The sequence below is a fragment of the Streptomyces sp. NPDC028419 genome (genome assembly GCF_055565515.1).
The window spans coordinates 67,905-81,129 of the sequence record NZ_JBVHUE010000037.1 but is presented as its reverse complement, the minus strand read 5'-3'; the positions used below and the strand labels follow the sequence as shown (position 1 = coordinate 81,129).

5 protein-coding genes are annotated in these 13,225 nt (G+C 73.2%); 2 read left to right on the top strand and 3 right to left on the bottom strand.

Features of this window, described 5'->3' with window-relative positions; genetic code table 11:
- Both ACZ4UB_RS33105 and ACZ4UB_RS33100 read left to right on the top strand, forming a co-directional pair.
- Positions 1–8,769 (top strand): amino acid adenylation domain-containing protein (locus tag ACZ4UB_RS33105; RefSeq protein ID WP_468075985.1); only part of this gene is annotated, 8,769 nt, incomplete at its 5' end.
- A 192-nt stretch (positions 8,770–8,961) separates the two neighbouring features.
- Positions 8,962–10,065: an NYN domain-containing protein gene (locus tag ACZ4UB_RS33100; RefSeq protein ID WP_468075983.1), complete on the top strand. Its 1,104-nt coding sequence runs from the start codon at positions 8,962–8,964 to the stop codon at positions 10,063–10,065.
- Between the two features lie 75 nt (positions 10,066–10,140).
- Here the strand turns inward: ACZ4UB_RS33100 and ACZ4UB_RS33095 are convergent, their stop codons facing one another.
- From ACZ4UB_RS33095 to ACZ4UB_RS33085, 3 genes are all read right to left on the bottom strand, one after another.
- Positions 10,141–10,983, bottom strand: coding sequence for an ABC transporter permease (locus tag ACZ4UB_RS33095; RefSeq protein WP_468075981.1), 843 nt, complete (start codon positions 10,981–10,983; stop codon positions 10,141–10,143).
- Positions 10,980–11,933: an ATP-binding cassette domain-containing protein gene (locus tag ACZ4UB_RS33090; protein ID WP_468075979.1), complete on the bottom strand. Its 954-nt coding sequence runs from the start codon at positions 11,931–11,933 to the stop codon at positions 10,980–10,982. The genes ACZ4UB_RS33095 and ACZ4UB_RS33090 overlap by 4 nt, the downstream gene beginning before the upstream one ends.
- A 134-nt stretch (positions 11,934–12,067) precedes the next feature.
- Positions 12,068–13,207, bottom strand: a complete 1,140-nt coding sequence (locus ACZ4UB_RS33085; RefSeq protein ID WP_468075977.1) for a cytochrome P450 family protein — start codon at positions 13,205–13,207, stop codon at positions 12,068–12,070.
- Positions 13,208–13,225: the final 18 nt, after the last annotated feature.

Sequence of the window (13,225 nt, the reverse complement as noted above, 5' to 3'; positions counted from 1 at the left end):
GAGTTGGGTGGCGACAGCATCATTTCGATCCAGTTGGTGGGTCGGGCGCGTAAGGCGGGGTTGCATTTCAGTCCCCGGGACGTATTCACACACAAGACAGTGGAGGCCCTCGTGGCAGCTATCGAGTCGGCCGAGGCAACGGTGACCGCGGCGACCGTGACCGAGACGGACGGCGTCGGCGACGTGCTGGTGACGCCGATCATCGACTGGCTCCGTGAACTCGGCGGTTCCATGGACCGGTTCAACCAGACGATGGCCATGCCCGCCCCGCCGGGCCTGGACGAGTCCCTCGTGACCGCCGTGGTGCAGCGCGTCCTCGACCACCACGACGCCCTGCGCATGGTGCTGACCCGCGTCGGCGACATCGGCTGGTCGCTGGAGACGCTCGCCGCGGGCACGGTGGCGGCGCGGGACCGGCTGCTCCGGGTCGACCTGGGCGCACTCGTGCGGGCCGGCGCCGACGACGCCGAGCTGGACGAGGTCGCCGCCCGGGAGACCGCGCGGGCACAGGACCAGCTGGACCCCGACGCGGGCCAGATGATCCGCTTCGTCTGGTTCGACATGGGGCCCGAGGCCGCGGGCCAGCTGGCCATCGTCGCCCACCACCTGGTCGTCGACGGAGTGTCCTGGCGGATCCTCGTACCGGACCTGGAAACCGCCTTCGAGGCGGTCCTCGCGGGCCGCCCGATCGAGCTCGAACCGGTCGGCACCTCGTTCCGACGCTGGGCCCAGCACCTCACGGAGCTGTCGAGCGACCCCGAGCGCATGCGCGAGCTGCCCCTGTGGCGCGACATCCTCTCCACCCCGGACCCGCAGCTGACCACCCGCCCGCTCGACCCGGACCGGGACACGATGGGTACCTCCGCGGTCCTCAGCCTGAGCCTGCCCGCCGCCGTCACCGAGCCGCTGCTCGGCAAGGTCCCCGCCGCCTTCAACGCGGGCGTCAACGACGTGCTGCTGACCGCCCTGGCCATCGCCGTCGCCGACTGGCGCCGCACCTCCGGGCGCGGCGAGGGCTCCGCGGTCCTGGTGGACCTGGAGGGCCACGGCCGCGAGGAACTGGTCGACGGCGTCGACCTCTCCCGTACGGTCGGCTGGTTCACCAGCAAGTACCCGGTGCGCCTGGATCCCGGCGCGGCCCCCGTCGCGGAGCTGCACACGGGCGGCGCCGCCATCGGCGCGGCGCTCAAGGCGGTCAAGGAGCAGCTGCGCGCCCTGCCCGACAAGGGCATCGGCTACGGCATGCTGCGCCACCTGAACCCGCAGACGGCCCGCGCGCTCGCCCGCTACGCCGAGCCGCAGATCGGCTTCAACTACCTCGGCCGGCTCAGCACCTCCGCCGGGTCGGCGCAGGACGACGGCGCGCCCGTCTTCCGCCACGACATGGAGGGCGTGCCCGAGGCCGGACTCGCGCTGCCGCACGCGCTGGACGTCAACGCCCGAGCGGTGACCCACCCCGACGGCCTGCGCCTGGCCGTCTCGCTGACCTGGCCGAAGGAGCTGTTCTCCGACGAGGAGATGCTGCGCCTGGCCCGCGGGTGGTTCACGGCCCTGGAGGCCCTGGTCGTCCACGTCGACGGCACGGCGGCCGGCGGCCTGAGCCCGTCCGACCTCTCCCTGGTGCGGATCACCCAGGCCGAGATCGAGGACCTGGAAGCCGCGCAGCCCGACCTCGTGGACGTCCTGCCCCTCTCCCCGCTCCAGGAGGGCCTGCTCTTCCACGCCCGGTACGACGACCGGGGCGCGGACGTCTACAACGTGCAGATGGCCCTCGACCTCCGGGGCGACCTGGACGCCGACCGGCTCAAGGACTCGGTCCGGGCCGTGCTGGGCCGGCACGACAACCTGCGCGCGGCCTTCCTGCCGGGCAGCTCCGGCCAGTCGCTCCAGGTCATCGCCCGTGAGGTGGAACTCCCCTGGGAAGAGGTCGACCTGAGCGATCTCGCCGGGGCGGAGCAGGAGGCGGCCCTCACCCGGCTCCTGACCGACGACCTCGCCCGGCGGTTCGACCTGCGGCGCCCCCCGCTGCTCCGCTTCACCCTGGTCCGGCTGGGCCCGGACGCGCACCGCCTGGTCCTCACCAACCACCACATCCTGCTCGACGGATGGTCGGTCCCCCTGGTGATGGGCGAGCTCTTCGAGCTGTACGGACGCGACGCCGACGCCCGCGCCCTGCCCGCGCCGATCCCGTACCGGGACTACCTCGGCTGGCTGGCCGGGCAGGACCGCTCGGCGTCCGAGGCCGCCTGGGACGAGGCACTGGCGGGTGTCGACGAGCCGACCCTGCTGACCCCGGCCGAGGCCAGCGGCGGCGTCGTGCGGCCCGCGACGGTCGAGGTGAAGCTGTCCGAGGCGGCCACCGGGGCGCTCGCCGCCCAGGCGCGCCGCCACGGACTGACGCGCAACACCGTCGTCCAGGGCGCCTGGGGCCTGCTCCTGGGCGGGCTGACCGGCCGCGACGACGTCCTCTTCGGCGAGACGGTGAACGGCCGCCCCGCGGAACTGCCGGGTGTGGAATCCATGGTCGGCCTGTTCATCAACACCCTGCCCGTGCGCGTCCGCGCCGAGCGCGGCGACACCCTGCTGGACCTGCTGGGCCGCCTGCAGGGCTCCCAACTGGACCTCCTGGCACACAAGTACGTGGGGCTGGCCGAGATCCAGAGCCGGGTGGGGCTGGGAGAACTCTTCGACACCGCGACGGTGTTCGAGAACTTCCCCGTCGACGCGGACGGCCTGGAGGAGTCCGCGCAGGGGCTCGGCGTCGTCGACGTCGCGCTCCAGGAGGGCACCCACTACGCGCTCGGCCTGTCCACCTCGGACGGCCCCCGCACCATGGGCCTGAAGGTGACCTACCGGCCCGACCTCTTCGAGGAGGACGCCGTCCGCGGCTTCGGCGACCGGCTGGTGCGGATCCTCGAAGCGTTCGCCGCCGATCCCGGGCAGCGGTTGGACGCCCTGCGGATCCTGTCCGACGCGGAGCGCCACCAGGTCCTGGAGGAGTGGAACGACACCGGCCACGACGCGCCCGCCCGCACCTTCCCGGAGCTCTTCGAGACCCGGGTCGCGGCGAGCCCGCGGGCGACCGCCGTGGTGTCGGGGGAGCACTCCCTCACCTACGCGGAGCTCAACGAGCACGCCAACCGCTGGGCGCACCTCCTCATCGCCCGGGGCGTCGGTCCCGAGGACACCGTCGCCGTGGCGGTGCCCCGGTCCCCGCAGTGGCTCGCGGTCACCCTCGGCGTCCTCAAGGCGGGCGCGGTCTACGTCCCCGTGGACCCGGGCCACCCGGCCGAGCGCATCGCCTTCGTCACGGGGGACGCGCGCCCCGTCCAGGTCCTCACCACCAGCGCGGCCGCCGGCCCGCTCGCGGCGGCCGGTGCGGCGCCGCCCCTGCTGATCGACGCTCCGGACGTCGGCGAGGAGTGGGCGGCCGCCGCGACGGGCGACCCCCTCGACGCGGACCGGGTGCGGCCCCTGGCGGTGACCCACCCCGCCTACGCGATCTACACCTCGGGCACCACCGGCCGCCCCAAGGGAGTACTGGTCACCCACGAGGGCTTCGCCAGCCTGGTGGGCGCCCACGCGCAGCACCTGGCGATCGACGCCGACAGCCGGGTGCTCCAGGTGATCTCGCCCAGCTTCGACGTGTCGGTCGCGGACTTCTCGATGACCCTGCTCAGCGGCGCCACCCTGGTGCTCCCCGAGGGCAACGAGCAGCCGGTCGGTGACGAGCTGACCCACCTGATCCAGCGCAACGACATCACGCACGTACAGCTCGCGGCGGGCGCGCTGGCCACGTTGCCGGCCGACGAACTGCCCAGCCTGCGCACGCTGGTGACCGGCGGCGAACCCTGCCCGCCGGACCAGATAGCGCAGTGGTCCTCCGGCCGGCGCATGATCAACGCCTACGGACCGACCGAGACGATGGTGTGCGCCACCATGAGCCGCCCGCTGGCGGGGGCGGTGCGCCCGCCGATCGGCGCCCCGCTGTGGAACCGGCGGGTGTACGTGCTCGACCGGAACCTGCGGCCCGTACCGGCCGGCGTGCCGGGCGACCTGTACCTCGCCGGGGCCGGTCTGGCCCGCGGCTACCTGAACCGGCCGGCGCTGACCGCCGAGCGGTTCGTGGCCAACCCGCACGGCGCGCCGGGCGAGCGCTTCTACCGCACCGGCGACGTGGTGCGCTGGACCGGGGCGGGCGAGCTCGAGTTCATCGGCCGCGCCGACGGACAGGTCAAGATCCGCGGCTACCGCGTGGAGCCCGCCGAGATCGAAGCGGTCATCGCCCGCCACCCCGACGTCGACCGCGTCGTGGTCCAGGCGCGCGACGGCGGCCCGGGCGGACGGCGGCTCGTGGCCTACGTCGTGCCGGCGTCCGACGCCGGCGTGGACGTGCGCGCCGTGCGCCAGCACGTGGCCGAGGCGCTCCCCGAGTACATGGTCCCGGCAGCGGTCGTCGAGCTGGAGCGGATCCCGCTGACCGGCCCCGGCAAGGTCGATCACCGGGCGCTCCCCGAGCCCGAGTTCGCCGACGCGGGCGAGGGCCGCGCGCCGCGCGACGAACGGGAGCGCCAGCTCAGCGCGCTCTTCGGCGAGGTACTGGGCCTGCCCGAGGTCGGCATCGACCACAGCTTCTTCGACCTGGGCGGCCACTCCCTGCTCGCCACCCGGCTCGTCAACCGCATCCGCACCGCCTTCGCGGTGGAGCTCCCCGTGCGGGCGGTCTTCGAGGCACCCACCGTCGCCGCCCTCGCCGAACGGCTCGCGGACGCGGACGGCGCCCGCGCGGCCCTGCGGCCCGTCGAGCGCCCGGAGCAGATCCCGCTGTCCTACGCGCAGCGGCGCCTGTGGTTCATCCAGTCCGTCGGGGACAGCAGCGGCCGGTACAACATCGCGCTGGCCGCCCGGCTGCTGGGCGAGCTGGACACCGCCGCCCTGGGCGCCGCCGTGTCGGACGTGGTGACGCGGCACGAGAGCCTGCGCACCGTGTTCCCCGTCACGGGCGGGGTGCCCCGCCAGCACGTCCTCGGGATCGAGGAGGCGGGGGTCCCGGTGGAGCCCGTCACGATCGCCGCCGACGAGCTGGACGCGGCCCTGGCCGCTGCCGCCGCCCGCGACTTCGACCTCGCGACCGAGCTTCCGCTGCGGGTCCACGTGTGGGAGCTCGGACCGCGCGAGCACGTCCTGCTGCTGGTCCTGCACCACATCGCGGGCGACGGTTCCTCCATGGCGCCGCTCGCCCGCGACCTGGGCGCCGCCTACGCCGCCCGACTGGAGGGCCACGCGCCGCGGTTCACCCCGCTGCCGGTGCAGTACGCCGACTACACGCTCTGGCAGCGCGAGGCGCTCGGCGACGAGGAGGACCCGCAGAGCGCCATCGCCCAGCAGCTCGCGTACTGGCGCCGGACCCTGGCCGGCCTGCCGGAGGAACTGGAACTGCCCCTGGACCGCCAGCGCTCGGCCGAGTCCGGCAGCCGCGGTGCCCAGGTGCCCGTCCGCTTCCCCGCCGAGCTGACCCGCAAGCTCGCCGCACTCGCCCGCGCCCACGACTCCAGCATCTTCATGGTGGCGCAGGCGGCCGTGGCCGCCCTGCTGTCCCGGCTCGGCGCCGGCACGGACATCGCGCTCGGCGCGGTCATGGCCGGGCGCAACGACGAAGCGCTCGACGACCTGGTCGGCTTCTTCGTCAACACGCTCGTGCTGCGGACCGACGTCTCGGGCGATCCGGGCTTCGCCGAGCTGGTGCGCCGGGTGCGCGCCGGCGACCTGGCCGCCTACGCCCACCAGGACGTGCCGTTCGAGCGGGTCGTCGAGGAGCTCAACCCGGTCCGGGCGCTGAACCGCAACCCGCTGTTCCAGGTGGCGATCAGCTTCCAGAACAACGAGGAGGCCTCGCTGGAGCTGCCCCGCCTCACCCTGGCGCCGCAGCCGCTCCGCTCGGACGTCGCCAAGTTCGACCTCTCCTTCAACTTCGAGGAGGCCCGCGGGGCCGACGGCGCGCTGAGCGACCTCGGCGGTGTGGTGGAGTACAACACCGCACTCTTCGACCCCGCGACGGCACGGACGATCGCCGACCGCCTGGTGCGCCTGCTCGAAGCGGCCGTCCGCACCCCCGACGCCCCCGTCGGCAGCCTGGACCTGCTGTCGGACCAGGAGCGCCGACTCCTGCTGGAGGACGCGAACGACACGCTCCACGAGGTGGCCGACGCCACCCTCGCGGACCGCTTCGAGGACTGGGTGGCCCGGACCCCGCACGCGCCGGCGCTCGCCCACGACGGCGTCCGGCTCACCTACGCGGAGCTGGACGAGCGGGTCAACCGCCTCGCCCACCACCTGATCGGGTGCGGAGTGCGCCCCGGCGCCCGGGTGGCCGTCCTGCAGCAGCGGTCGGTCGACTTCGTGGTCTCCCTCCTCGCCGTGGCGAAGGCGGGCGCCGCCTACGTGCCGCTGGACTCCCGCTACCCGGCGCCCCGGCTGGAACTGATCCTGGCGGAGACGCGGTGCCACGCGCTCCTCACCGACCGGGCTTCGGCGGGGACCGAGTTCCGGCACGACGCGCTCGTCATCGTGGTGGACGACGAGCCCGCCGTCGGGCGGGCCCCCGGCACGGCGCCCGCCGTGCCGCGGTACGCGCGGGAACTGGCGATGATCATCTACACCTCCGGGTCCACCGGGCAACCGAAGGGCATCGGCATCACCCACCAGGACGTCGTGGGCATGGCGGCCGACCGGCACTGGCTCACCGGCCACGAGCGGGTCCTGGTGCACTCGCCGCAGGCGTTCGACGCCCTCACCTACGAGGTGTGGTCGGGCCTGATGGGCGGACACGAGCTGGTGGTGGCACCCCCCGGACAGCTCGACCACCACGTGCTGCGCAAGGTGCTGGACGAGCACCGGGTCACGGCGGCCCTGCTGACCACGGCCCTCTTCAACCTCGTGGCCGAGGAGGGGCCGGACGCCCTCAGCGGTCTGCGCATGGTCCTCAGCGGTGGCGAACAGGCCTCCCCGACCGCGATCCAGCGGGTCCTGGACGCCTGCCCGGACACCGAGGTGGTGCACCTGTACGGGCCGACCGAAGCCACCGTCTACGCGACGCGGTACAGCATGCGCGCGCCGCACCGGGTCGGCCAGGCCGTGCCGATCGGCAGGCCGGTGGACAACATGCGCTCCCACGTGCTCGACGAGTGGCTGCGCCCGGTGCTGCCCGGGGTCCCCGGTGAGCTCTACCTCGCCGGCACCGGCGTGGCCCGCGGCTACGTGGGCCGGCCCGGACTGACGGCGGAGCGCTTCGTCGCGGACCCCTTCGACCCGGCCGGCGGCAGGATGTACCGGACCGGTGACCTGGTCCGCTGGAACGCCGACGGGCAGATCGAGTTCGTGGGCCGGGCCGACAACCAGGTCAAGATCCGCGGCCTGCGGATCGAGCTGGGGGAGATCGAGGCCGCCATCGACGCGCACCCCGACGTCGCCCAGGTCGTGGTCATCGTCCGCGAGGACCAGCCGGGCAGCCGACAGCTGGTGGCGTACACCGTGGCCACGGCCGGATCCGGGCCGCTCGACCCGGCGGCGCTGAAGAAGACGATCGGGCTCACCCTGCCCGAGTACATGGTGCCCACGGCCTTCGTCGCCCTCGACGCCCTTCCGCTGACCCCCAACGGAAAGGTCGACCGCAAGCAGCTGCCGGCCCCGGAGTTCGGCGGGAAGGCGGACGGCCGCGGCCCGCGCAACCCGAGGGAGGAGGTGCTGTGCCAGGTCTTCGCGGAGATCCTCAAGGTGGCCCAGGTGGGGATCGACGACAACTTCTTCGAGCTGGGAGGTGACAGCATCGTCTCCATCCAGCTGGTGAGCCGGATCCAGGCGATCTTCGGCGTCGAACTGTCCAACCAGGCGACCTTCCAGGCACCGACGGTGGCCGAGATGGCCGAGCTCGTCGGAGCGGGGGAGGAGGAGCCCGGCAGCGGCTTCGAGGTGATCCTGCCGCTACGGACCGGCGGCGACCGGCCCCCGCTGTTCTTCCTGCACCCGGTGGGCGGCGTCGGCTGGATGTACTCCGGGCTGATGCGCCACATCCACCGCGACTACCCGCTCTACGCCGTCCAGGCCCGCGGTCTCGCCGGTGAGGAGGAACTGCCCTCCTCCGTCGCGGAGATGGCGCGGGACTACCTGGAGCAGATCCGCACGGTCCAGCCCACGGGCCCCTACCACCTGGTGGGTTGGTCGATGGGCGCGCTCCTCGCGCACGAGATCGCCGGGCTGCTCCAGGAGCAGGGCGAAGAGGTCGGTCTGCTGGCCAACCTCGACCAGCCGCCGATGACCAGCGACATGATCAGCGCCGACTTCAAGGGGACCAGTCGCGAGCAGACCCTCAAGGTGCTGCTGGACTTCGTCGGGCGCGACCCCGGCATGTTCGGTGACGGCCCGCTGGACCACGACGCGGTCATGGCGGTCCTCAGGGAGGCGGGCAGCTCCCTCGCCACCTTCGACGAGGACGTGATCCTGCGCATCGGCGCGGTCACGAACAACAACTGGCGCATCATCGCCGAACACGTTCCCCAGGTCTACGACGGTGACCTCCTGCTGATCGCCGCGGCCCAGGACCCCGACGAGGAGGACAAGGTGGCACGGACCGTCGCCAGTCTCCTCCCGTACGTCGCGGGCACGCTGGAGACCCGGGAGGTGGACTGCGAGCACCGGCAGCTGTTCAGCGCCCCGCACGTGGCGGACGTCGCCCGGATCCTGCGCGAGAAGCTGCGCGAACTGGAGGGCTGACACCCGCAGGAGGGGCCCCGGGCCGTGCCGCGCGCGTCCCGGGGCCCCGTGTCGTGCCGGCCTTCCGGCAGGACCGCGGGGCGGTCGGACGCCGATGTATCCCGATCGGCAGATGTGCCGCCGCCCCGGGTCCGGAACCCTATGAATACGACGAAAGCGACCGTCGCGGGCGGCGTGAAGGGGAACAGGGCGATGGCGAACACCATGAAGACCGAGGGTGATGAGCGAGCGGTACCCGGCCCGGCGCCAGTGCACCGGTGGTGGTCGGGATGGCCCGACTGGGCGGGGTACCTGGCCGCGGTGTGGTCGCTGCTCTACGGGGCCGCCGGCGTGTACTGGGCCCTGGGCGGGGACGGATACCCGTTCGCGCACGCCGCCCCGGAGCGCTCCTCGGGATCCATCCTGGAGCCGAGCCGGGCCGCGGTCGTCGCGCCCGTCATAGCGGTCGTCGGGCTGGTGGGCGCGGTCGTGGGCCTGATGATGGCGCGCCGCAAAGTCCCCGTCGGGCTCCACCGGCTCGTGCTGGCCTTCGGCTGGACACAGGCCGTCGTGCTCACCCTGATCCTGCCGGACTACACGCTGCTGGCGCTGGTCATCTTCGCCCCGCTGTTCCTGGTGTTCGCCTTCACGGGAGTACCGGGCGACCAGGACGGCATGGGCGACGTCCTCTTCTGGCACCGCGACAACCTGATCATCCTGTTCGTCGGCGGAGTGCTCTGGGCGGCGGCGACCCTCGTGTACCAGCGGCGGGCGCGCGGGCTCTGCGTGCGCTGCGGTCGCGGCGGCAGGGCGGCGGCGTGGACGAGCCCCGAGTCGGCGGCGCGATGGGGGCGCAGGGCCGTGCTGATCGCCGTGCTCTCCAGCCTCCCGTACGAGATCACCCGGGTGGCCTGGTACTTCGGGTACCCGCTCGGCATCACCGACGCGTTCCTCAAGGACATGCAGGACACGCCGGGCATGCTGGAGATCGGCCTCGGCCTGGGCCTCGCGTCCGCCTGCGGGGCGGTGCTCACCCACGGCCTGGTGCACCGCTGGGGCGAGGTCTGGCCGCGCTGGGTGTGGTTCAAGGCCGGCAAGCCCGTCGCCCTCGCCACCGCGATCGTGCCGGCCCTGCTCGTGTCGCTGGTGCTCGTCCCCGGCGGCGTGATGATGGTCCGGGGCGGGAACCAGCCCGAGGGCTGGGGGACGAACTACCCGGCGATGCCGTGGATCATCTGGGGCATCGCCCTGGCGGCCGCCACCCTCGCCTACTACCTCCGCCGACGGGGAACGTGCCGGTACTGCGCCCGCACCTGAAGCCGGCCGGGACCCGCACAACGCGTCGGGCCGCAACCGTCCTACGGTTGCGGCCCGACGCGTTGCGCGCGCGGTTCACCCGACCCGGCGGAAGCCACGGATCGCCAGGGGCGCGGAGACCAGGACGATGACCACGCACAGCGCGGGCGGGAACAGCACGCTGGTGAGGTCGGCGCGGCCCAGGGCCAGGTCCCGGGCCGCGGTGATCGCGTGGGACATCGGATTGACCTCGGCGACGGCCCGCAGCCAGCCGGGCAGACCGTCGACGGGGACGAAGGCGTTCGAGGCGAACAGGAGCACGAGGTTGATGATCCCGCCGATGGGCTGGAGGGCCTCGGGCCGGCGCAGCCACGCGGACAGCGCCATGAACACCCACCCGAGCGACCAACTGAGCATCACGCCGATGAACAGCGCGCCGGCCGCGCCCAGCACCCCGCCGGCCGGGTCGAACCCGAAGATCAGCGCCCCGGCCACCAGCATGACCAGCATGTTCACCCCGCTGAGCACGGTGTCGGCGATGTTGCGCCCGATCAGGATCGAGGCGGACCGGATCGGCATGGACCGGAAGCGGGCGACGATCCCGTTGCCCAGCTCGGTGGTGAGCGCCACGCCGGACTTCAGGCCGGCACTGACCGCGCTCGTGACCAGGAAGGCCGGCAGCAGGTAGTCGATGTAACTGACCCCGGCCGGGAAGGAGGAGGTCTGCGAGACGCTCTTGAACACCTGGCTGAACACCGTCAGCATCAGGATCGGTTCGAGCAGGCCCGGCACGATCAGGGCGGGGTCGCGCAGGGCCCGCAGGGAACGTCCGGTCAGGACGCTGACCTGGCGGACGACGCCCGAGCCCCGGTACTGGGGGGCGGGGGCGTGCGCGTCGGCGTCCGGGCGCGCCGCGGCCCGTGCGGTGGCGGTGGTCATCGGGATTCCCCCTCGTGCGGGTCGGAGTGGTTCAGGGCCATGTACACGTCGTCGAGGGTCGGTTCGGAGTACGCGAGGCCCGCGATCTCGACCCCCGCGTCGTCGGCCGCCCGGACGACGACGGCGATCTCCGTGGAATCCGTCACGGGCACGGTGATCACCGGCCGTTCCTCGTCGAGCGTGGGCACGAGCCCGGTCCGGGCCAGGGCTTCGGCCACGCGGGGGCCGTCCCCGGCGTCGCGCAGGGTCAGGTTCACGCTCCGCCGACCGACGCGGGCCTTGAGCTCCTCCGCCCGCCCCGAGGCGATGATCCGCCCCTTCGACAGCACGGTGATCGAATCGGCGAGGAAGTCGGCCTCGTCCAGGTACTGGGTGGTCAACAGCACCGTGGCGCCGTCCGCGACCAGCTTCTGCACGATGTCCCACAGGTCCCTGCGGGCCACCGGGTCGAGCCCCGTGGTGGGCTCGTCCAGGAAGATCACCTCGGGTCTGCCGACCAGGCTGGCCGCGAGGTCCAGGCGCCGCCGCATGCCGCCCGAGTACGTCTTCGCCCGGCGCCGTCCCGCGTCGGTCAGCTGGAAGAGCTCCAGCAGCTCGTCGGCCCGGGCCGATGCCTCGGCCCGGGCCGCGCCCAACAGGCGGGCGATGAGCACGAGGTTGTCACGGCCGGAGAGGGTCGCGTCGACGGACGCGTACTGGCCCGTCAGCCCGATGCGCCGGCGGACCTCCAGGGCGTCCCGGGTGACGTCGTGTCCGGCCACCCGTGCCCGCCCGGCCGAGGGGTGCACCAGGGTGCTCAGAATGCTGACGAGGGTCGTCTTCCCGGCCCCGTTGTGGCCGAGCAGCCCGAGGACGGAGCCCCGGGGCACGCTGAGGCTCACGTCCTCCAGCGCCGTCACCGACCCGAAGGTCTTCGTGAGACCGGAAACGTCGATCATCGCTGTATCCACACGCTTCTCCTTCGTTCGACAGGGTGCGCGGCACCATCGAAGCGCAGCGGGAGAAGCACCGGCGGAGCAGTGTCAATTCTTCGATCTGGCCCGCCCCTCGGCCCGCCGCTCGCCGGCGCGGGAGCCGCCCGGACTCAGGGAGCGACGCTCCAGCGGACCGGCAGGGCGCGCGTCCCGCGCATCAGGACGCTGTCGATCCAGGGCAGTTCGTCCGCGGTGGCGTCGAGCGCGAGACCGGGGCAGCGCTCCAGGAGCGCGCGGACGGCGATCTGGAGCTCCATGCGGGCCAGCGGCGCGCCCACGCAGTAGTGGAGCCCGTGCCCGAAGGTGACGTGTCCGCGCGCCTCACGACGGATGTCGAAGCGCTCGGGGTCCTCGAACTTCTCCGCGGCGTGGTTCGCCGCCGACAGCGCCACGAGCACCTGCTGGCGGGCCGGTACCAGCGTGCCGCCGATCTCGATCGGCTCCGTGGTGAAGCGGTCCGTCGCGGACTTGAGAGGTCCGTCGTAACGGAGCATCTCCTCCACGGCGTTGTCGACCAGCGACGGGTCCGCGCGCAGGGCCGCCACCTGGTCGGGGTGCTCCAGGAGCACCCGCACGCCGTTGGTCAGCTGGTTGAGCGTGGTCTCGTGGCCGGCGATCAGCAGCAGGAAGGCCACGCCGAGGAGCTCCGACTCCGAGAGCCGGTCGCCCTCCTCGTCAGTGATCTTGACCAGCGCGCTCATCAGATCGCCGCCGGGGCCGACGCGCTTGTCCTCGATGAGCCCGATGAAGTACGTCGCGATCGCGCGCAGCGCCGCGCCCTCCGCGGCGGGCCCCGAGGGCGAGATGATCGCGCTGGACCAGGCGTGCAGCCGGGCGGCGTCCCGCGGCGGCACCCCGAGGAGTTCGCAGATCACCGTCATGGGCAGCGGGAAGGCGAGCGCCTCGACCAGGTCCGCGCGACCGTCGGGGGCGGCGAGCATGGCGTCGAGCAGGCTTTCGGTCATCGCCTGCACGCGGGGCCGCAGCGCCTCGACGCGGCGCGGGGTGAACTCCCGGGTGACCAGCTTGCGCAGCCGGGTGTGGTGGGGCGGGTCGCTCTCCAGCATGTTGGCGAGCGCCGCCGCGCCCTGGCCGACGTCGTCACCGAGGAGCGTGCGGGGATCCTTGCTGAGCCGCGCGTCCGCCAGCGCGGTGCGCGCCTCCTCGTATCCGACGACCAGCCACACCTCCCGGCCGTCGGGGGTGCGCGCGCGGTGCACCGGGCCCCGCGCGCGCAGTTCGGCGTACATCGGGTACGGGTCCCTCGC

Coding starts and splice junctions, on each gene's coding strand:
- ACZ4UB_RS33100 (WP_468075983.1), top strand. CDS start 8,962: ATGGCGAACACCATGAAGACCGAGGGTGATGAGCGAGCGGTACCCGGC.
- ACZ4UB_RS33095 (WP_468075981.1), bottom strand. CDS start 10,983: ATGACCACCGCCACCGCACGGGCCGCGGCGCGCCCGGACGCCGACGCG.
- ACZ4UB_RS33085 (WP_468075977.1), bottom strand. CDS start 13,207: ATGTACGCCGAACTGCGCGCGCGGGGCCCGGTGCACCGCGCGCGCACC.